The following is a 19,489-nucleotide window of genomic DNA, read 5'->3' as shown; positions in this document are numbered from 1 at the left end:
GCCCGACCGGTTCTCCGCGTGCCCCGATCCCGTACGGCCCCTCGATCCTCCCGAGCGTACGATCGCCGGAGGTGTTCTGTCCGGCCCGGGAGCGCCGAGCCCCCGCCGAGGGGACGCGCCGTCGCGGTGATCCGCCTTGTTACCCGGCAGGGGAGCCGGATAATCCTAGGAATGATTACTTATAGCGATAAGAGTAATCGCATAACCCTCTCAACTGCGCTTATATACGATTTTTCGGTTTGTGTGGCCGCTCCGCTCGGTAGTCATTAGATATCGAACGAGAGGCCGAGCACCATGAGATTTCTCGGAAAAAACGCGATATTTCATGATCCGTTGGCCGCCCCCCGGGTCAGCGGGGAGATCACCACCACCGTGGCACGGCCCGGGGAGCGGTGGTGACCGGCACCGTTCTCGTCGCCCGCGTGGACAACGCGGGCGACGTCCTGCTCGCGGGCCCGGCGATCCGCGCGGTGGCCGCGAGCGCGCGGGAGGTCGTGCTGCTGACCGGGCCGTACGGCCGGGCCGCCGCCGAGCTGCTGCCCGGGGTGTCGCGGGTGGTGGAGTGGCGCACGCCGTGGATCGACCCCGCCGCGCCGCCCCTGACCGGCCCGCACGTCCTGAGGCTGCTGCGGATCGTCCGGGACGTGGCCCCCGAGCAGGCGCTGATCCTCACCTCGCTCCACCAGTCGCCGCTGCCGCTGGCCCTGCTGTTCAGGCTCGCGGGCACGCTGAGGATCGCCGCGATCTCCGCCGACTACCCGGGCTCGCTGCTCGACGTGCGGCACGTCGTCGACGAGGACGCGGACGTGCCGGAGCCCGAGCGGATGCTCGGGCTGGCCGGTGCGGCGGGATTCGAGCTTCCCGGGGGGGACGCGGGCGGCCTCGCCGTACGACGCCCGCTGCCCGACGTCGGCCACCTCACCGGGCCGCCGGGCTACGTGGTCCTGCACCCCGGGGTGTCGGTCCCGGCCAGGGCGTGGCCGGAGGAGCACTGGGCACGCGCGGTCCACGACCTGGTCCGCTCGGGCCGCAGGGTCGTCGTGACCGGCGGCCAGGACGAACGGGGACTCACCGCGCGGATCGCCTCCGGCGTCGGGCAGCACGGCCTGTCGCCCGGCCCCCTCTTCGCGGGCGGCTGGATGGGCGGCGGTCCCGTACGCCTGCGCGACTGGGATGAGGCGGAGGAGTCCCCCTTCACCGAGGGCTGGGTCGACGGGCGGTCCGCCGCGACGGGCGGCCGGGGTCCGGACGGCCCCTCGGCCCCGCGCGGCGAGCGGCCGGACGGGCATCCGGAAAGCCCGGGAAGGCAGGAAAGGCAGGGAAGGTCCGTCGTCGACCTCGGCGGCAGGACGACCTTTCCCGAGCTCGCCGCGGTGCTCGAAGGAGCGTGCGCGGTGGTCGTCGCCGACGCCGGTCCCGCCCACCTCGCGGCCGCGGTCGGCACGCCGGTCGTCAGCCTGTTCGCCCCCGTGGTCCCCGCCGGGCGCTGGGCGCCGTACGGCGTGCCGACCGTGGTCCTCGGCGACCAGGAGGCCCCCTGCAGGGCGACGCGGGCCGGCACCTGCCCGGTCGCCGGTCACCCGTGCCTGTCGTCGGTGCCGAGCACGCGGGTCGTCGAGGCGGTCGACCACCTGACGTTCGTGAAAGAGGCCGTCACATGAGGATCGCCACGACGTTCGCGAAAGAGGCAGTCACATGAAAGTCCCCCTGGTACCGGAGCACGCGAGCCCCCTGGAGACCGTCGGCGACAGCGACGCCGGCACCGGCGCCGGAGGGCGGAGCGTCGATGTCGCGGGAGCTCCGGACGGCCGGCCGCTCATGGTGGTGCTGCGCGGGCTGGGACTGGGGGACCTGCTCACCGCGGTACCGGCGCTGCGCGCCCTGCGGCGCTCCCACCCCGGCCACCGGATCGTGCTGGCCGCGCCCTCCGCGCTGGCGCCCCTGGTGCCGCTGATCGGCGGGGTGGACGAGGTGTGCGACGTGTCGGGACCCGGCCACGTGCCGCCGCTCGGCTGCGGCGTCGACGTCGCGGTCAACCTGCACGGGGGCGGCCCGCACAGCATCGCCGCGCTCCACCGCACCGGCCCGGCGCGGCTGCTCACCCACGCGCACCCCGCCTTCCCCGACGCGTACGGACCTGACTGGCCGGACGGCGCGCACGAGGTGCGGCGCTGGTGCGACCTGCTCGGCTGGTACGGCATCGAGGCCGACCCCGCCGACCTGGAGCTGGAACGCCCCCGGCCCGGCGACCTCGGTGACGAGGGGGCGCGGCCGGTCGTCATCCACCCGGGAGCCGCGTACCCGGCCAGGCGCTGGCCGCCGGAGCGGTTCGCGCTGGTGGCCGCGGAGCTGCGGGACAACGGGCACGAGATCGTGATCACCGGGAGCGAGCGGGAAAGGGACCTCGCCGAGCGGGTGGCACTGCTCGCCGGGCTGCCGTCCACGTCCGTGCTCGCCGGGCGCACCGGGCCGCTCGAACTGGCCGAGCTGGTGGCCGGGGCCCGGCTGCTGATCTGCGGTGACACCGGGGTGGCCCATATGGCGGCGGCCTTCGTCACCCCCTCCGTGGTGCTGTTCGGCCCCGTCTCGCCCGCCCGGTGGGGGCCTCCGGAGACGGGACCGCACACCGTCCTGTGGAATGGAGGTCTCGGTGACCCCTACGGGTACGAGCCCGATCCGGGGCTGCTGGAGATCGGCGTCTGGGATGTCCTGGACGCCGTGGCGCGGTTGACGGAGGTGGGGGTGCGGTGAACGGCCGGCGGGTGGTGGTGACCGGCGGTGCCGGGTTCGTGGGGTCGCATCTGTGCGAGCGCCTGCTGGCCGAGGGGGCGGAGGTGGTGTGCCTGGACAACTTCCTGACCGGCTCGCCGCGCAACGTCCGGCATCTGGTGGGGCTGCCGTCCTTCCGGCTGGTGGAGTGTGACGTGACCGGGTTCGTGCACGTGCCGGGGGCGGTGGACCTGGTGCTGCACCTCGCCTCGGCGGCCTCGCCGGTGGACTACCTGCGTCATCCGATCGAGACGCTGAAGGCGGGCAGCCTGGGCACGCTGCACGCCCTGGGACTGGCCAGGCAGAAGGAGGCCCGGCTGGTGCTGGCCTCCACCAGCGAGGTCTACGGGGACCCGCTGGAGCACCCGCAGCGCGAGAGCTACTGGGGCAACGTCAACCCGGTCGGGCCGCGCAGCGTCTACGACGAGGCCAAGCGGTTCGCCGAGGCCCTGACCACCGCGTACCGCACCTGCCACGGCGTCGACACCGCGATCGTGCGGATCTTCAACACGTACGGGCCCAGGATGCGGCCCTACGACGGCCGGGCCATTCCCACCTTCGTACGCCAGGCGCTGCGCGGTGAGCCGATCACGGTGGCCGGAGACGGCGGGCAGACCAGGTCGGTGTGCTACGTCGACGACACGGTGGAGGGGATCGTGGCCCTGGCCCGCGGTGAGCTCACCGGGCCGGTCAACATCGGCAATCCCACCGAGCTGACCGTGCTGGCCCTGGCCGAGACGGTCCGTCACCTGACCGGCTCGGAGTCGCCGATCCGCTTCGTCGGCCGCCCCGACGACGACCCCGAGATCCGCCGCCCCGACATCTCCCTGGCCGTCTCCGCGCTGGGCTGGCGGCCGAGGATCGACGTCATCGAGGGGCTGCGCCGCACCATCACCTGGTTCACCCGGGAGCTCAGCGCGTCACGGGAACTGATCCCCGGCTGAGAGTCTCTTGCCCGTTTGTACGGGACTTCTCGCTTACGCGGAGCTTTCCGTGCTTTTCGCGGTACGAGGAGCAGAGGTCAGGCGTGGTTGTGGCCGGGGCCGTCGGCGCGGACGAGGCGCAGGAAGGCCTTGAGCCCGGCGATGACCTCGTGGTTGTCGGTGAGACCGTCCACCGTGTCCTCGAAACGCCGGGCGAGACCGGTGATCCGGCGCTCCAGGGCCTCGTCGCCGTTCCGCAGGTCGGCGCCGAGCGTCTCGGTGACGTCCCGGAGCAGCTCGGCCGACCTGGTCAGCGCGGCCACCTCGACGGCGAGCCCGTCCACCCGGGCGACAAGGGAGACGACGTCCTCGCGAGGGTGGCGAGCCTCGCTCATCAACGTGGTGACCCGCTCGCGAAGGTGGGACAGGTAGGCGCCCGCCGGGCGGAAAAAGGTGCTGAGCAGGTAGAACCCGGCGAAGTAGTAGCCCACCGAGGCGCCGGAGAAGTAGGTGATGACCGCCAGGACCGCCGCCGAGACGATGTGGCCGCCGACGGCGAACCCGCGCATCCGCCGGGCGATCTCCAGGGCCTCGGCCTCGTGCCCCTCGGGCACCTCGATGCCGCGCTCCCTGGACACGTGGATCTCGTGGACCACCTGGCGCGCCCCGAAATAGAGGTTCCACGGCAGGGTGAGGAGCACGACCAGCCAGATGAGGCTGATCGCGCCGAGCCCGAGCGACAGGAGCGTGGAGAGCGGGACGTGGGCGTACACGAGCAGCCACGCCGCGACCACCGTGGCGACGAGCCCGACCAGGAAAATCCACCATTTCATGATCTGAGCATTTCGAAGATCGCAAAATGCGGGGAGGGCGCGCGCACTCAGCCATCCCTGAGCATTCCTACTCAGATACGTCCCGGCTCCGCGATTCCCACGATCACTCGAACCCACCCCGGATTCACCCGACCCACGGGGTTCACGCGGCCCACTTCCACGCGGCCCGCTTCCACGGCCCGCGCGGTCGAGGGGCCACGGCCACGCGGCCCACTTCCACGCGTCCACGGTCCGCGCGGTCCACGGTCCGCGCGGTCCACGGTCCGCGCGCTCCATGGTCTGTCGGTGGTGGCCGGTCCCGGACCTAGCCGGATCTCCAGACGACCTCGCCGTCCACCCTGCCGTCGGTCGGTGTCAGGCCCGCGCGGCGGGCCACCGCCGACGAGGCGGTGTGGTCGGGATGGATGGTGGCGACGATGGTGGTCGTGCCCCGCTCCCCGAGCCAGGCGACGAGCGCGACCGCCGCCTCCCCGGCGATGCCACGGCCCTGCCAGGGGGTCCCCACGACCCAGGCCACGGTCGCGCGGTCACGGACGACGGTCGCCTGGACGTAGCCGACCAGCCGGTCCGAGCCGGTCAGCCGGTCCGGGTCGCCGACCGGCCGGTCCGAGCCGATGTCCGGCGTGTGGAGGCGGATCACCCAGTTGAGCCACGACTCCGCCCGGTTGGGCGGCGGGGTGGCGGCCAGGCGGGCGTAGCGGTCGCGGAGCTGCTCGGGGGTCTCGGGCGAACCGCCGATGAAGGTGTGCAGGGCCGGATCGCCGAGCACCTCGGCCATCTCGGCGGCGTGGTGCGGCGCCAGCGGCTCCAACGTGAGCCGGGCGGTCCTCACGGGTTCGGCGTTCATGGTCGAACGAGTGTCCCACGAGCGCCGTTCACCCGCTGTCGCCCGCTGTCGCCCGCCGTCGCTCACCGGCGCGGTCGAAGGGCGGGGACGGGCGAGAACCGCTCAGGCCGTGGGGACGGACACGGACCGGTCGACGCTGCCGGGGGCCAGTACGTGCTCGATGACCATGACGGCGGCGCCGATCACGCCCGCGCGGTCGCCCAGCTCGCTGGCGGTGATCGTCAGGTGCTGGGTGGCGAGGGGGAGCGACCGGCTGTAGATGACCTCGCGGAGACCGGCGAGCACCTGCTCCCCGGCCTCGGAGATGTCGCCGCCGACCACTATCACCGAGGGGTTGAAGAAGTTGACGATCGAGGCGAGCACGTCGCCGACCTCGCGGCCCGCCTGCCGGATGAGCTGGACGGCGTGGGTGTTGCCGCCGCGTACGAGGCGGACCACGTCGCGGCTGTCCTCGGCCTCCACCCCGTCCGCTGACAGCTTGGCGGCCATCGCGGCGCCACTGGCGACGGCCTCCAGGCAGCCGACGTTGCCGCAGCGGCAGACGGTGTTCAGGGCCGAGGCCACCCGGATGTGCCCGATGTCGCCGGCCGCGCCCTGCGCGCCCCGGTGCAGGCGGCGGTCGCTGATGATGCCGCAGCCGATGCCGGTGCCGATCTTGACGAAGATGAGGTGGTCGGCCTCGGGGCGGGCGGCCCAGTGCTCGCCCAGCGCCATGATGTTCACGTCGTTGTCGACGAGAACGGGGGCGCCGAGGCGCGAGCCGAGCCACTCGGGGACGGGGAAACCGTCCCAGCCCGGCATTATCGGCGGATTGACCGGTCGTCCCGAGCTGTGCTCGACCGGGCCGGGCAGGCCGACGCCGATGCCGCAGATCTCCTCCGGGCGGTGGCCGGTCTCGGTGAGCATCTCCTCGAAGGTGCGCCGCAGCCAGCCGAGCGTCTCCTCGGGGCCGCGGTCTATCGAGACCTCGGCCGCGCGTTCGGCGAGGACCGTGGTGCCGAGGTCGGTGACCGCCACCCGGGCGTGGGTGGCGCCGAGGTCGGCGGAGAGGACGACGCGGGCGGTGCGGTTGAACGTGAAGGCGATGGCCGGACGGCCCCCCGAGGAGATGGCCTCCTCCGTCGGGATGATCCACTGCTGGCTCAGCAGCGCGTCGAGACGCTGGGCCAGGGTGGATCTGGCCAGCCCGGTGAGCTGGACCAACTCGGCCCTCGTTCTGGCCTGACCGTCGCGCAGGATGTTCAGAAGCGCCCCCGCGCCGGCGATCGAACCGTTCGCTTCGCTAAGCATGCGCACAGTCAACACTCCTTGTTTCCACCGCGTCAAAGCGACTTAGGTCCTCCACCTGCTCCATTATGCCAAATGGTGACGCGCTTTTGCTTGACCATCGGCATAAGGGCGCTTTAGCATCCGGAAACATGGAGGAAATCGGGCGGTTACCGACGAATCAATTACCATCCGGTGTCGTCGGAACCCGCTTTTCGGATGTGTTCGCCCTGCCCTCGACATCCCTGACGAGTTATCCCGCCGCCGGATCTCACACCGGGACGGTTACCCCATGATCCTGAGGATGCGCGGCATCGCCAAGAGCTTTCTCGGAGTTCGCGTGCTGAGCGGGGTCGATCTGGACGTCGCCGCCGGAGAGGTGCACGCGGTCGTCGGGGAGAACGGCGCCGGCAAGTCCACGCTGATGAAGGTCCTCGCCGGGGTGCACGCCCCGGACGAGGGCACCGTCGAGATCGACGGCGACCGGGTCTCCTTCGCCCACCCGGTCGAGGCCCAGCGCGCCGGGGTCGCGATCATCTACCAGGAGTTCAACCTGCTGCCCGAGCGCAGCGTCGCCGAGAACGTCTTCCTGGGCCGCGAGCCCGTCCGGCGGGGGCTGGTCGACAGGGAGGCGATGGAGACCGCCACCACCCGGCTGCTCCAGGAGCTCGGCGAGACCTCCTTCTCCTCCCGTGACCTGGTCCGCCACCTCTCCATCGCCCAGCAGCAGGTCGTGGAGATCGTCAAGGCGCTCTCCCAGGACGCCCGGATCATCGTGATGGACGAGCCCACCGCGGCGCTGGCCGAACACGAGGTGGAACTGCTCTACCGGCTGGTGGCCCGCCTGCGGGAGCGGAGGATAGCCGTCCTCTACATCTCCCACCGGCTGCGCGAGGTCTTCGACCTGTCCACCCGGGTGACGGTGCTGAAGGACGGCGCGCTGGTCAGGACCGCCGACACCGCCGGGATCACCTCCGACGAGCTGGTCAGGCTGATGGTCGGCCGCGACCTCGGCACCTACTTCCCCGCCAGGGGCACGGAGCCGGGCGAGGTACGGCTCAGCGTGCGCGGCGGCGGCAACGCCGTACTCGACGGGATCGACCTCGAACTGCGCGAGCGCGAGATCCTCGGGGTGGCCGGGCTGCAGGGCTCGGGCCGCACCGAGCTGGCCAAGGCCCTCTTCGGCGCCGAGCCGTTCACGCGCGGCACGATGAGCCCGCTGCGGCCGGTGTCGGTACGGCAGGCCGTGGCCGCCGGGATCGGCCTGGTGAACGAGGACCGCAAGGCGGAGGGACTCGCGCTGCGCCAGTCCGTACGGGACAACGCCCTGCTGGTCTCCCGCTCGGTGCGCAGGATCGGCAACGGCGGCCGGATCGGCGGTACCGGCGGCACCGGCGTCCTGGAACTCCTGGAGGCGGTACGGCTCCACCCGCCCCGCCCCGACCAGGAGGTCCGCTACCTGTCGGGCGGCAACCAGCAGAAGGTCGTGCTGGCCAAGTGGATGACCGTCGCGCCGAACGTCCTGATCTTCGACGAGCCCACGCGCGGGGTCGACGTGGGGGCCAAGGCCGCCATCCACGACCTGATGCGCGGCCTGGCGGAGGACGGCATGGCGATCATGATGATCTCGTCCGAGCTTCCCGAGCTGATCGGCATGAGCGACCGCGTCGTGGTGATGCGCGACGGCCGCGTCGCCGGAGCCCTCCCGGCGGGCTCCTCCGAGGAGGCCGTCATGCGCCTGGCCGCCGGTGAGGTGACGGCATGACCGGCCGGGTCCGCCCCGCTGCGGCGGCGACCGGCACCGCCGGACCCGCCGCGCCCGTCCCCCCGGGAGGCGGCGGGCGGCGCGCCCTGGCGGGCCGCGTCGGCTCGACCCAGGTCATCTACCTGGCCCTGTTCGGGGTCATGCTCGTCGGATGGGTGCTGGTGGCCTTCGACGGGGGCAACTTCCTCACGCTGGAGACCGTCGTCGGCATCCAGCAGCGCTCGGCCGCGCTGGGCATCGTCGCGGTGGGACAGACGCTGGCGATCCTGGTCGGGTCGCTTGACCTGTCGGTCGCGTACCTGATCAGCCTCACCTCGCTCGTCGCGGCCGAGATCATGGCCGGGCAGGACGGCGGGATCGTCCCCGGCGTCGCGGCGGTGCTCGCGGTGAGCGCGCTGATCGGCCTGGTCAACGGCCTGGTCATCACAAGGCTGCACGTCCACGCCTTCATCGCGACCCTCGGCACGGCGCTGATCGTCAAGGGGGTCGTGGACCACCTCTACGACGGGCCCGCGGGCAGCGTGCCCGAGTCCTTCCAGCGGCTCGGCTACGACAGGATCGGGCCGGTCCCGGTCTCGGCGCTGCTCTGGGCCGCCGTCGCGGTCGCGGTCTGGTTCCTGCTGCGCCGCACGAGGCTCGGGTACCGGATCTACGCGGTCGGCGGGGACGAGGAGGTCGCCCGGCTGTCCGGCGTACGGACCGGCAGGATCGTCGTCGCCGCGCACGTCCTGTGCTCGGTCTGCGCGGGCGTCGCCGGGCTGCTGCTGGCGAGCAGGCTCGGCGCGGGCGCGCCCACGGTCGGCACCGACGGCGGCTACGACCTGGAGTCGATCGCCGCGGTGGTCCTCGGCGGCACGGCCCTGGCCGGGGGCAGGGGCGGGGTCGCGGGGACGGTCGGCGGGGTGCTGCTGCTCGCCGTGCTCGACAGCGTCTTCAACCAGCTGGAGGTCAACGCGTTCTTCAAGGACGTGGTCCGCGGCGTGGTCATCGTCGCGGCCGTGGCCGTCTACGCCCGCCGCACCGCCCGGAGGCGATCCCGATGACCGTCGTTCACGCACGCGGTGGCGCCCGGAGGCGATCCCGATGAGAGCCCTCAGGTCCATGGGGCCGATCCTGGCCGTGCTGGCGGTGCTGCTGGTGCTGATCGCGCTGGCCAACCCGTTCTTCCTGGAGCCCGCCGGGTTCCTCGCCTTCCTCAAGCGGGCCGCGCCGCTGGTCATCCTGGCGGCCGGGCAGTACTTCGTGATCGTCTCCGGGGAGTTCGACCTGTCGGTCGGGTCGCTGGTCACCGTGCAGGTCGTGGTGGCCGCCCGGCTGATCGACGGCCAGGAGCAGGCGACCTGGCCGGTGCTGGCCCTGCTGATCGTGATCGGGCTGCTGGTCGGGCTCGCCAACGGGGCCATCACCACCGGGCTGCGGGTGCCGTCGTTCATCACCACGCTCGGCATGATGCTCGTACTGTCCGGCGCGGTGTTCCTGTGGACCGGCGGCGCCCCGCGCGGCGCGCTGTCGGAGACGTTCCGGATGTTCGGCCGCAAGGACCTCGGCCCGGTGCCCTGGTCGGTGCTCATCCTCCTCGCCGCGGGCACCGCGGCGATCCTCCTCATGCGCTCCGACTTCGGCAAGCGGCTCATCGCCACCGGCGACAACGAGCGCGCCGCCGGACTGTCCGGGGTACGGGTCGACCGGACCCGGATCGCGGCCTTCGTCCTCTCCGGCCTGGCCGCCGCCGTCGCGGGCATCCTGCTCGGCGGCTTCGCGGGGGTCTCGGCCCAGGTCGGCCAGGGACTGGAGTTCTCCGCCATCACCGCCGTCGTCCTCGGCGGCGTGGCGCTCGGCGGCGGGCGCGGCTCCGTGGTCGCCGCGATGGCCGGGGCCTTCACCCTCGAAGCGCTGTTCACCCTGCTCAACCTGTACGGGATCTCGGGGGCCCTGGAGTTCGCCGTCCAGGGCGTGATCATCATCGCCGCCGTCGCGGCGAGCGCCGTACGGCTTCCGTTCAGGCGCGCGGCACGTGTCTGAACGCACCCCCCAGAAAAGAAGGAGATCTTCATTGAACAGGTCGATCACGGTGCTCGTCGCGGGTGTCTCCGCGATGTTGCTCGCCGCGGGATGTGCCAGTGACAAACCGGTGACCTCCAGCGCCGCCCCCGAGACGTCCGCAACCGCCCCGTCCAACGGCACGGCCGCCGCGTCCCCCAACACCGGTGAGCAGTCGAAGTTCTTCGTCCAGGCCGACTACGACGCCCAGCTGGCCATGCGTACCCAGAGCGCGGAGGGCCCCGCGGACAAGCCGTGGGAGCAGGCCATCGCCCCGGAGATGGTCGACACGGCCAAGTACAAGAAGGACGGCCCCTACAACCTGTGCTTCTCCAACGCCGCGGTGAACAACCCGTGGCGGCAGGTGGGCTGGAAGACCATGCAGGCCGAGGTGGCGCTGCACAAGGAGATCAAGAAGTTCACCGCGCTCGACGCGGAGGGCAAGGACGACAAGCAGATCTCCGACATCGCCGAGCTGGTCGGCAAGGGCTGTGACGCGCTGATCGTCTCGCCGAACACCACCGCGACGCTCACCCCCGCGGTGACGGGCGCCTGTCCCGAGGTCCCGGTGATCGTCTTCGACCGCGGCGTGGAGACCGACTGCCCGGTGACGTTCATCAACCCCATCGGCGGCTACGCCTTCGGCGCGGACGGCGCCGAGTTCCTGGTGGAGAAGGTGCCGGCCGGGGGCAAGGTCCTCGCGCTGCGGATCCTGCCGGGCGTCGACGTGCTGGAGACCCGCTGGTCGGCGGCGAAGGTCACCTTCGACAAGAGTCAGCTCGACGTGGTCGGGGTGGAGTTCACCGACGGCGACGCCGCCAAGACCAAGAGCATCGTGAGCGACTACATCCAGCGGCACGGCAAGATCGACGGGGTGTGGATGGACGCGGGCGCGACCGCCGTGGCGGCCGTCGAGGCGTTCGAGGACGCCGGGGTCCCGGTGCCGGCGATCGTCGGCGAGGACCAGCAGGACTTCCTGAGCAAGTGGAAGAGCGGCGGCCTCACCGCCGTCGCGCCGACCTACCCCACCTACCAGTGGCGCACCCCGATCATCGCCGCGCTGAGGATCCTCAAGGGCGAGGAGGTGCCCAAGGTCTGGAAGCTGCCGCAGCCCAAGATCACTTCTGAGAACCTGGACACCTACCTGCAGCCCAACATGCCGCCGCTGCACTACGCGCTCTGCGGCTGCGAGAAGCTGCCGGACTTCCCCGCCAACTGGGGCGGCAAGTAAGGCCCGGGGCGGTAGGCAAGACCGATCTGCCGGGCTCCGGGCGGTGCCCGGAGCCCACCGGTACGTCCACGGGCTCACGGTCGAGTCCGTATTGAACTCGTTCACGGGCTCACGACAGGCCCGCGTCGAACTCGTTCACGGGCTCACGGTGAGTCCGCGTCGAGTTCGCTCACGGGTCCACGACGGGCCCGCGCCGAACTCAGGGAAGGGGTTGCCGATGTTCCCCATCGGGGTCAACACGTGGGTGTGGGTCTCGCCGCTGACGGACGAGGATCTCGGCCGGCTGGCGCCGAAGGTGGCCGCCTGGGGGTTCGACACGATCGAGCTGCCGGTGGAGCGGATCGGCGACTGGGACCCCGCGTGGGCGGCCGAGCTGCTGGGGAACCTCGGGCTGAGGGCCTCGGTGGTCCTCGTCATGCCGCCGGGCAGGGAGCTGGTCGGCGCCGACGCGGGGACGGTCGCCGAGACCCAGGACTACCTGCGCGGGTGCGTGGACGCCGCGGTGTCGGTGGGCAGCCCGGTGATCGGCGGACCCGCCTACGCCTCGGTGGGGCGGACCTGGCGGATGTCGGCCGAGGAGCGCAAGGCCTGCTACGCCGAGCTGCGGGAGAACCTGGCCCCGGTCGGCGCGTACGCGGCCGAGCGCGGGGTGACGGTCGCCGTCGAACCGCTCAACCGCTACGAGACCAGCCTGATCAACACCTTCGAGCAGGCCGTCGGGGCGGTCGGCGGGATCCCGGGCGTCGGCCTCGCGCTGGACGTCTACCACATGAACATCGAGGAACGGGACCCGGCGGCGGCCGTACGGCGGGCCGGGGGCCTGGTCGCGCACGTGCAGGTCTGCGCCAACGACCGGGGCGCGCCCGGCGCCGACCACCTGGACTGGCCCGCCCTCGCCGACGCCCTGCGCGCCGTGGACTACCGGGGCCCGCTCTGCATCGAGTCGTTCACCGCGCACAACCGGACGATCGCCACGGCCGCCTCGATCTGGCGCCCCCTCGCCGACACCCAGGACGCCCTCGCCACGGCCGGCCTGGCCTTCCTGCGCACCCTCTGACGGGTCCCGGCTCCCCCCGCGCCATCGGGAGCCGGGCCGCGCGACCCCACCCGCGTGCGCGGCCGGAGGCCCGGTCGCGTCACACCGCCCGCACGACACCGCCCGCACGACACCGCCCGCACGACACCGCCCGCACGACACCGCCCGCACGACACCGCCCGCACGACACCGCCCGCACGCCCGCGCACCGACACACCCCGGCCTCCGCGGGGCGCCCATCGGCTGGCGCCCCCGCGCACCCTGGCTTTCGCGGGATCGTCTGTCGGTCGACGCCCCCGCGCACCCCCGCCTTCGCGGGGGCGTCAGCGCCCGGCGGTGTCCCCGCCCGCCGTGCCGGGGGCCCGCCGGGGGCGCCTGAAGAAGGCGGCCACCGCGTAGGGGTCGACGGGATCGGCGAGCAGGGCGAGCATCTCCTCCCGCCGCTCCGGATCGACCTTGAACGGGTGGCCGAACACGTGCGGCCCCGTCCCGTCGCCCAGCACCCTGGTCAGCATCAGGTCCCCGGGCAGCGCCTGCCCGGAGAGCAGCTCGTCGGACAGCGTCACCCGCTCCCCGCCCTCGCCCCCCTCGGCGGCGGCCACGGTGATCTCGTTCCCGGACACGCCGAGGACCTCCCACAGGCGCAGCGGCGTCCGCCGCCAGGACTCCAGCAGCTCCACCTCGTCGTCGCGCAGCCACTCGGCCCGCGCGTCCAGGAACTCGCCGACGACGTCGTTCTCGAACAGCGCCAGGTCCGCGAGGGCGGGCTCGGCCACCCGGACGCTCAGCGCGATCAGATCCTCGATCAGCCGGTGGCGGGCCGGGCGGTAGGCGTACGCGAGCAGCTGCCGGAACAGGTGCGCGGCCCGCTCGGGCAGCGGGGCGCCGGGGTCGGTGCGGCAGGCGGCGTACTCGGCGGCGTCGCGCACGGCCGGTGCCATGCCGGGGGAGAGGGAGAGCACCTCGGAGATCAGCCCCGACGCCTCGAACGAGCGGCCCTCGCCCTCGGCCGACCTCGCGACCAGCAGCAGCGCGGCCGGCTCGGTGCGGGGCAGGGCCTCGACCAGCGCCGGGCCGAGCGGCTCGCGCTCCACCTCGTCGGCGATCCGCGCGAGCACCACCTCCGACCGCGACAGGTAGGTGACGGCCTTGGAGAGGTCGGCGCCCTCGCCGTACGTCCGCAGGGCGCTGCGCACCAGGGCCAGCCTGATGATGTCCAGCGGCGCCAGGTCGGCGACCGACGCGGTGTCCCACGGCGCGCCCACGATGCCCACCCGGCCGTCGCGCAGCTCCAGCGAGGCGTTGCGCAGCAGCGGCGCCAGCGGCGGCAGCGGGTCGGCGAAGGTCTCGGGGGCCTTCGTCAGCAGCTCCAGGACCACGACGTCGACCGGCACGCCGGGACTGGGCTCCAGCCCCTCGGCGAAGGCGCGCAGCGCGTCGAGCGCCTGCTCCCCGAACTCCTGGACGACCCGCACCGCCCGCTCGGCGGGGACGTCGTCCAGCTCGGTGACCGACAGCTCCAGGGTGCCGCCGCGCAGGCGCAGCGCGACCACCTGCTCGGGCTCCACCCCGTCGAGCCAGCCGCCGGGCCCGGTCAGGACGGGCTCGCCGGTGTCGAGCGAGGTGCGTATCCGGCCGCCGCCCGCCAGCGGCACCCCCTCGCCGTCGGCCAGCCGGGCCCACAGCCGCAGGTCGTCGGAGGCGGGCAGCACCCCGCTCGCCAGCTCGGCCCGGGTGGCGAGATGCGTCAGCACCGCGCCCTCGCTCAGCGTCAGAAGGTCGCTCATCGTGTTCCTTTCAGCGTGGAGATCCCCGCCTTAGGTGTAGTGAGGAAACGCGGCAAGGCGTCGTACGGATTGTTAGCATGTTCGCACGGTGGCGATAACCAAGCCGCCGCACGCATGACCTGCACCAACCTCGCCGCCGGGCCGGCGGAGAGAAAAACGCCCGCGGAGCTGATGTAAGACCTCAAAGGGGGGCGTTTTCCTCCTGGCGGGCAACCGGCGGTGAAACAGGAAACCCGACCCGTGAGGGTCGGAGTCCCCTGGCTTCAGCCGTGGGAAGAAGTCAACCCTCCATTGTTCTCGACGTCCGGGCATGACAATGCCGCCCTCCCCCCGCAAGGTCGCACGGGCTCGCGGGGGAAGGGCGGCGGGGTGACCGGTCCGCGGGGGCGGCGGCCCGGCCGGGCCGAGGGGGAGAGCCTTACGGCCTGGTCAGGCCGAGGGTGTAGGAGCCGGAACCGCTGTAGGCGTGTACCCGCACGCGGTAGGTGCCCGCGGTGCCGCTGTAGGTGAAGGCCTCGTCAGGGTTGGCGGAGGTCCCGCTGGCCACGGTCGTCCAGGTGGAGCCGCTCAGCTTCTGCAGGTAGGCGTCGTAGTCGGTGCCGTTGGGGCCGTCCAGGCAGACGCGGTGGACGCCCGCTCCGGCGCTGTAGCCGGAGGTGCCGGGCTGGTAGGCGTTGGCGTTGGACGTGAGCGAGCCGGTGTAGGAGTTCTGGTAGCCGCTGCAGCCGGTGGGCGGCGGGGTCCCGTTGGTCACCAGGGTGAGCCCGTACACCGAGAGGATCTCGTTGATCGGCTGGTGGTAGGTCGTGCCGCCGGAGGTGCAGTTGCCCGAGCCGCCGGAGGTGACGCCCTGGGCCTGGCTGCCGGAGATGTAGGAGCCGCCGGAGTCGCCGGGCTCGGCGCACACGGTGGTGCGGGTCAGGCCGGTGATGGTGCCCTCGGGGTAGGTGACGCTCGTGTTGTGCTGGCTGATGGTGCCGCAGCGGTACTGGGTGGTGGAGCCGGAGCGGCAGATGGAGCTGCCCACGACCTGCTGGGTGGAGCCCGTCACCGGGAGGATGCCCGCGCTGTAGCCGTTCACCACGCCGGTCGGGGTCCAGTTGGCGTTGACCGCGACCCACGCGTAGTCGTTGCCGGGGAAGGACGAGCCCTGGAAGGTGCCCTGGGCGACCTGGTTGTAGCCCTGGGTGGCGGTGCCGGGCGTGCCGCAGTGGCCCGCGGTGGCGAAGCCGCCCTGGGAGCCGCGGGTGACCGAGAAGCCGACCGAGCAGCGGCCGCCCATGTAGAACGCGTCACCGCCGCGGACGTCGTAGAGGGGCCTGGGCTTCTCCTGCGAGGCCTCGACGCGGACCAGCGCCCGGTCCACGCCGCTGCCGTCCACGAACGCCTGCGCCTCGGCGACGTCACCGGCCAGCACGACGACGCTGTTGCTCGTCACGTCGACGTACCAGGACGGGATCGACTTCGGCGCGCTGGCCAGGAGCTGGTCGAGCCGCTCCTTGGCCGTGTCGAGCGTGGCCAGGGAGTTCTTGACGAGCTTGACCTCCGCGCCCGACTTCGCGAGCGAGGCGACCTTGGTGGAGTCGCTGGTGGCGATCACCAGGTTGGAGGTGGGACCGCTCACCCAGGATCCGGCGAAGGAGGCGCCGAGCTGCCCGCGGAGGGCGGGCTCGATCTTGGCGGCGGCCGCCTCGTTGATCAGCCGGGCCGACGCCTGCTCGGCGGTGCCGCCGAGGTCGCGCCGGATGGCGTCGACCAGGCCCGGTGACGGCTTGGCGGTGGCCTGCACCAGTGTCCGGGCCTCGGCGAGGGTGTACGGGGCGGCGGATTCGCCGGGTCCCTGGTGAGCGGCGGCGGGGGTGGCCACCATCGCGACAGCGAGCACGAAGCCCGCTGCCACGGCACTTCTGCGGAGCATGGTTCTCTCCTCGTATGGGGGGTGCCGTCAAAGTAACGGTGTGCACACGAGGCGCGCCTCTACCAAATGTCTCCTATCGTCACGTTATGGAGAGGTGCCCAGTCCGGGATTGTGGGTGAGCCACCCGGCGTATCGTCTGCTCCGCCCGATCGCGTCGGAGTGCGCGGCCTTCGCGTGTTCGAGGATCGACGTCGCGACCGCGGCGCTGGACGCCTCCGGATGCCAGCCGAGCAGCTGCCGCCAGCGCAGCGGAGCCCCCGCGAGCGGTACCAGCTTCAGCCCCTCGGCGGGCTGGAAGGTCGCCTGGCACAGCGCGGCGGCGCGGCCGACCTTGGCCAGGTGCATGCAGGTGGCCACGTCGGTCTCGTAGATGGTCTTGGGGGTGAACCCGGCGCGGGCGCAGGCAGTGGCGAAGCAGTCGCCGAAGCAGCTGTCGCCGGGGGTGACCGTCCACTGCTCGTCGGCCAGCTCCGCGAGTTCCACCTCCTCCCTGTCCACCAGCGGATGGTCCTCGTTGAGCAGCACGAAGACGGGGTCGGTCCCCACGGTCGACCACACCACCGGCCCCTCCACCGGCGGGGGGCTCTCCCCGCAGGCGCCGATGAACGCGAAGTCGATCCGGCCCAGCATCACCATGGCGGTGAGCTCCCTCGCGGACCAGGAGGTGTGGGTGCTCACCGGGGTGGACGGCCAGGCGGTGGCGAGGCGGTCCATCAGGCCGCCGAGGATCGGCCCGTTGGTGGCACCCAGCCGGTAGCTGGGGATGTCGGCGTTCGCGTTCGCGAATCGAAGTGCCTCCTCCTGGAGTTCGCGGGCCGCGGGCAGCAGCACCATGGCGCGTGACAGGACCAGCTGCCCCAGGGGCGTGGGCCTGGCGCCGTTGTGGTCGCGTTCGAAAAGAGCTCCCCCGAGCACCCGCTCTATCCGTTTGAGCTGCGCCGTCAGCGCGGGTTGGGCCAATCCGAGGTGGGTGGCGGCCTTGGTGACGCTGCCGGCCTGTGCCACCGCGCGCACGATCTTGAGGTGTCGGAGCTCGAGATCCATACCGGGAACGTAAGGCCGGGACGTTATGCCCGCAATGCCAACATGTCATGAAATATGACTCAATTTTGTCGAATCGTTCCAAAAACAATTAAGGCTATTTAAATGTGATGTTTACGGACATCCGTTAACGCCCTTCCGGTCGTCTCGTCTAGAGAGCTTCCGTTCCACCTGGCCGTACTCTGACAGTGGTGTCCGATATTCGAGATTCCCGGGATTCGGGTTTCGCCGATATTCCGGCCCCCGGAGGCGCCGGGACCCGGCGGCCGGACCCGCCCTCCCCGCCCGGGCGAGGAACGCCGCCGCCCGGCCACGTGCCGGCGGAGGCCGGTCGCGCGCTCCTCGCGCGGATGAAGGATGCATGCCGGCGGAGGCCCGTCGCGCACTCCTCGCGCGGACGCGGGGCGCCACCACCTGGTCACGTGCCGGCGGAGGCCGGTCGCGCGCTCCTCGCGCGGACGAAGGACGCTGGCCGGGAGGCGGAACCGAGGTTATGATCCGCCGATGGACGTAGCGGCGCTCACCCCCGAGCAAGCCCGGAACCACTTCAGAGAGGGGCTGCGGGCACCCACCGCGGGGTGGTGCCGGGGCTGGACCCAGGCCAACCTGCTCGCCGTGCCCCGCGAGCTCGCCTACGACCTGCTCCTGTTCGCCCAGCGCAACCCCGTCGCCTGCCCCGTCCTGGATGTCGGCGACCCCGGCGCGGTGAGCACCAGCCTGTTCGGCGGCGACCTCCGCAGCGACCTGCCCGCCTACCGCGTCTACAAGGACGGCAGGGCCACGGCCGACGTCGACGACGCCCGCGACGTCTGGCGGGACGACCTGGTCGCCTTCCTGCTGGGCTGCAGCTTCACCTTCGAGGACGCGCTGCTGAGGGCCGGGGTCCCGGTGCGGCACATCGAGGCGGGAACGAACGTGCCCATGTACCTCACCTCGATCGCCTGCCGCCCCGCGGGATCGTTGAGCGGCCCGCTGGTCGTCTCGATGCGCCCGGTCCCGGCCTCCCTCGTCTCGGCCGCCGTACGGGTGACCGCGAGGTATCCGGCCGTGCACGGGTCGCCGATCCACGTCGGCGACCCCGGCGAGATCGGGATCGCCGACCTGGGCGTGCCCGACTTCGGCGACCCCGTCGAGGTGCGGGCGGGGGAGACCCCGGTCTTCTGGGCCTGCGGGGTGACGCCGCAGGCGGCCGTCATGGCGAGCGGGGTGTCCTTCGCCATCGGTCACCTCCCCGGCCACATGGCGATCACCGACGCGAGGGACGACCGCTTCCAGGTTCCGTGATCCCGTTCACGGCGCGGCGGTTTCCCGGGGGGTGACGAGCCTTTCCAGCTGTGACGTGAGCGCGGCGGCGCCGGGCCGGTTGTCGATCTCGTCGTGGGGCACGGCGGGCGGTTCGTCGACCCTGATCGCCCGCAGGTAGTCCTCGAAGCGGTCGAGCTTGCCCGCGTCCCTGGCGAGCCCCCTGGCCTCCAGCCGGGAACGCAGCGTCGGGCCGTCCGAGCGCACCCAGAGGAGACGTATGGGCGGCCCGCCCAGCCGCCCGGCCCAGCGTTCCCACGCCGCCGCGTCGTGCACCTGGGTGGTGAAGGGGCCTCCCAGCATCACCGGGCAGCCGTGCGAGCGGATCTGCCGGGCGACCTCGGTCAGCCCCTCGTACTCGTGGCGCTTGACGTGCTCGTCGTACCAGGGGCCCTCGCGTTCGCCGTCGTCACGGCCGTGGGCGCGGAGGGTGGCGGCGACGAAGCCGCCGTAGACGGTGTCCTTGTCGAGCAGCGCGGGAACCGGGGCGAGCAGCGCCAGCAGCGCCGCCGCGACGGTCGACTTCCCCCCTCCCGGCGGCCCGCTCACCACCCACAGCGGCGCCACCCCGCCCGCGTCCCCGCCGTACGCCCCACCGAAGGTCCCGGCGCCGGTCTCACCGTGGCCTCCGGTCTCACCGTCGGTCGCGTCGGTCGCGTCGGGAACCTCACCGGAGACGTCACCGGAGACCTTGCCGGAGACCTTGCCGGGGAACCGTCTTCCGCTCATGC

The 19,489-nt window shown here is 72.2% G+C and carries 16 protein-coding genes; 9 read left to right on the top strand and 7 right to left on the bottom strand.

The window, feature by feature from the left end; translation table 11 throughout:
• Window positions 1-395 precede the first annotated feature (395 nt).
• The 3 genes from ACSC1Q_RS03765 to ACSC1Q_RS03755 are packed head-to-tail and all read left to right on the top strand — an operon-like array spanning window position 396 to window position 3,713.
• Window positions 396-1,661: a glycosyltransferase family 9 protein gene (locus ACSC1Q_RS03765; RefSeq protein WP_436757201.1), complete on the top strand. Its 1,266-nt coding sequence runs from the start codon at window positions 396-398 to the stop codon at window positions 1,659-1,661.
• Window positions 1,662-1,695: 34 nt separating this feature from the next.
• Window positions 1,696-2,751, top strand: coding sequence for a glycosyltransferase family 9 protein (locus ACSC1Q_RS03760; protein ID WP_436757200.1), 1,056 nt, complete (start codon window positions 1,696-1,698; stop codon window positions 2,749-2,751).
• Entirely contained in the window at window positions 2,748-3,713 is a 966-nt protein-coding gene (locus ACSC1Q_RS03755; RefSeq protein ID WP_436757199.1) for a UDP-glucuronic acid decarboxylase family protein, read from the top strand. Before ACSC1Q_RS03760 ends, ACSC1Q_RS03755 begins: the two co-directional genes overlap by 4 nt.
• A 77-nt stretch (window positions 3,714-3,790) precedes the next feature.
• On the opposite strand, the gene ACSC1Q_RS03750 is transcribed toward ACSC1Q_RS03755, so the two are convergent.
• The 3 genes from ACSC1Q_RS03750 to ACSC1Q_RS03740 form a co-directional block, all read right to left on the bottom strand.
• Complete coding sequence (locus tag ACSC1Q_RS03750) at window positions 3,791-4,525, bottom strand: hypothetical protein (protein WP_436757198.1); 735 nt, start codon at window positions 4,523-4,525, stop codon at window positions 3,791-3,793.
• Between the two features lie 304 nt (window positions 4,526-4,829).
• The gene (locus ACSC1Q_RS03745) at window positions 4,830-5,372 is read right to left on the bottom strand and encodes a GNAT family N-acetyltransferase (protein WP_436757197.1); all 543 of its coding nucleotides are present in this window, start codon (window positions 5,370-5,372) and stop codon (window positions 4,830-4,832) included.
• A gap of 102 nt (window positions 5,373-5,474) precedes the next feature.
• The gene (locus tag ACSC1Q_RS03740; RefSeq protein ID WP_436757196.1) at window positions 5,475-6,662 is read right to left on the bottom strand and encodes an ROK family protein; all 1,188 of its coding nucleotides are present in this window, start codon (window positions 6,660-6,662) and stop codon (window positions 5,475-5,477) included.
• 268 nt (window positions 6,663-6,930) lie between these two features.
• Here ACSC1Q_RS03740 and ACSC1Q_RS03735 point away from each other — a divergent pair, with 268 nt between their 5' ends.
• From ACSC1Q_RS03735 to ACSC1Q_RS03715, 5 genes are all read left to right on the top strand, one after another.
• Entirely contained in the window at window positions 6,931-8,403 is a 1,473-nt protein-coding gene (locus tag ACSC1Q_RS03735) for a sugar ABC transporter ATP-binding protein (RefSeq protein WP_436757195.1), read from the top strand.
• Window positions 8,400-9,446: an ABC transporter permease gene (locus ACSC1Q_RS03730; protein ID WP_436757194.1), complete on the top strand. Its 1,047-nt coding sequence runs from the start codon at window positions 8,400-8,402 to the stop codon at window positions 9,444-9,446. Before ACSC1Q_RS03735 ends, ACSC1Q_RS03730 begins: the two co-directional genes overlap by 4 nt.
• Before the next feature lie 40 nt (window positions 9,447-9,486).
• A complete protein-coding gene (locus ACSC1Q_RS03725) occupies window positions 9,487-10,425 on the top strand; it encodes an ABC transporter permease (RefSeq protein WP_436757193.1) in 939 nt (312 codons plus the stop codon).
• Window positions 10,426-10,498: 73 nt separating this feature from the next.
• The gene (locus tag ACSC1Q_RS03720; protein WP_436757244.1) at window positions 10,499-11,674 is read left to right on the top strand and encodes a substrate-binding domain-containing protein; all 1,176 of its coding nucleotides are present in this window, start codon (window positions 10,499-10,501) and stop codon (window positions 11,672-11,674) included.
• Between the two features lie 217 nt (window positions 11,675-11,891).
• Window positions 11,892-12,731, top strand: a complete 840-nt coding sequence (locus ACSC1Q_RS03715) for a sugar phosphate isomerase/epimerase family protein (protein ID WP_436757192.1) — start codon at window positions 11,892-11,894, stop codon at window positions 12,729-12,731.
• 302 nt (window positions 12,732-13,033) lie between these two features.
• Here the strand turns inward: ACSC1Q_RS03715 and ACSC1Q_RS03710 are convergent, their stop codons facing one another.
• The 3 genes from ACSC1Q_RS03710 to ACSC1Q_RS03700 form a co-directional block, all read right to left on the bottom strand.
• Window positions 13,034-14,497: a hypothetical protein gene (locus ACSC1Q_RS03710; RefSeq protein ID WP_436757191.1), complete on the bottom strand. Its 1,464-nt coding sequence runs from the start codon at window positions 14,495-14,497 to the stop codon at window positions 13,034-13,036.
• 418 nt (window positions 14,498-14,915) lie between these two features.
• Entirely contained in the window at window positions 14,916-16,415 is a 1,500-nt protein-coding gene (locus ACSC1Q_RS03705) for a S1 family peptidase (protein ID WP_436757190.1), read from the bottom strand.
• 84 nt (window positions 16,416-16,499) lie between these two features.
• Window positions 16,500-17,459, bottom strand: a complete 960-nt coding sequence (locus tag ACSC1Q_RS03700) for a LysR family transcriptional regulator (RefSeq protein ID WP_436757189.1) — start codon at window positions 17,457-17,459, stop codon at window positions 16,500-16,502.
• 501 nt (window positions 17,460-17,960) lie between these two features.
• On the opposite strand from ACSC1Q_RS03700, the gene ACSC1Q_RS03695 reads away from it, so the two are divergent.
• Window positions 17,961-18,740 (top strand): putative hydro-lyase, encoded by a 780-nt coding sequence (locus ACSC1Q_RS03695; protein ID WP_436757188.1) that lies wholly within the window; start codon window positions 17,961-17,963, stop codon window positions 18,738-18,740.
• Between the two features lie 6 nt (window positions 18,741-18,746).
• Here the strand turns inward: ACSC1Q_RS03695 and ACSC1Q_RS03690 are convergent, their stop codons facing one another.
• On the bottom strand, window positions 18,747-19,487 hold the full coding sequence (locus tag ACSC1Q_RS03690; protein ID WP_436757187.1) for a P-loop nucleotide/nucleoside kinase family protein: 741 nt from the start codon (window positions 19,485-19,487) through the stop codon (window positions 18,747-18,749).
• Window positions 19,488-19,489: the final 2 nt, after the last annotated feature.

The sequence above is a fragment of the Streptosporangium heterodermiicola genome (assembly GCF_051390675.1).
Classification (GTDB): domain Bacteria; phylum Actinomycetota; class Actinomycetes; order Streptosporangiales; family Streptosporangiaceae; genus Streptosporangium.
The sequence above is the reverse complement of the archived record's forward strand: the minus strand, read 5'-3'. Positions and strand labels throughout refer to the sequence as shown.

Coding starts and splice junctions, on each gene's coding strand:
- ACSC1Q_RS03700 (WP_436757189.1), bottom strand. CDS start 17,459: ATGGATCTCGAGCTCCGACACCTCAAGATCGTGCGCGCGGTGGCACAG.
- ACSC1Q_RS03750 (WP_436757198.1), bottom strand. CDS start 4,525: ATGAAATGGTGGATTTTCCTGGTCGGGCTCGTCGCCACGGTGGTCGCG.
- ACSC1Q_RS03720 (WP_436757244.1), top strand. CDS start 10,499: ATGTTGCTCGCCGCGGGATGTGCCAGTGACAAACCGGTGACCTCCAGC.
- ACSC1Q_RS03705 (WP_436757190.1), bottom strand. CDS start 16,415: ATGCTCCGCAGAAGTGCCGTGGCAGCGGGCTTCGTGCTCGCTGTCGCG.
- ACSC1Q_RS03745 (WP_436757197.1), bottom strand. CDS start 5,372: ATGAACGCCGAACCCGTGAGGACCGCCCGGCTCACGTTGGAGCCGCTG.
- ACSC1Q_RS03730 (WP_436757194.1), top strand. CDS start 8,400: ATGACCGGCCGGGTCCGCCCCGCTGCGGCGGCGACCGGCACCGCCGGA.
- ACSC1Q_RS03725 (WP_436757193.1), top strand. CDS start 9,487: ATGAGAGCCCTCAGGTCCATGGGGCCGATCCTGGCCGTGCTGGCGGTG.
- ACSC1Q_RS03695 (WP_436757188.1), top strand. CDS start 17,961: ATGGACGTAGCGGCGCTCACCCCCGAGCAAGCCCGGAACCACTTCAGA.
- ACSC1Q_RS03715 (WP_436757192.1), top strand. CDS start 11,892: ATGTTCCCCATCGGGGTCAACACGTGGGTGTGGGTCTCGCCGCTGACG.
- ACSC1Q_RS03735 (WP_436757195.1), top strand. CDS start 6,931: ATGATCCTGAGGATGCGCGGCATCGCCAAGAGCTTTCTCGGAGTTCGC.
- ACSC1Q_RS03690 (WP_436757187.1), bottom strand. CDS start 19,487: ATGAGCGGAAGACGGTTCCCCGGCAAGGTCTCCGGCAAGGTCTCCGGT.
- ACSC1Q_RS03740 (WP_436757196.1), bottom strand. CDS start 6,662: ATGCTTAGCGAAGCGAACGGTTCGATCGCCGGCGCGGGGGCGCTTCTG.
- ACSC1Q_RS03760 (WP_436757200.1), top strand. CDS start 1,696: ATGAAAGTCCCCCTGGTACCGGAGCACGCGAGCCCCCTGGAGACCGTC.
- ACSC1Q_RS03710 (WP_436757191.1), bottom strand. CDS start 14,497: ATGAGCGACCTTCTGACGCTGAGCGAGGGCGCGGTGCTGACGCATCTC.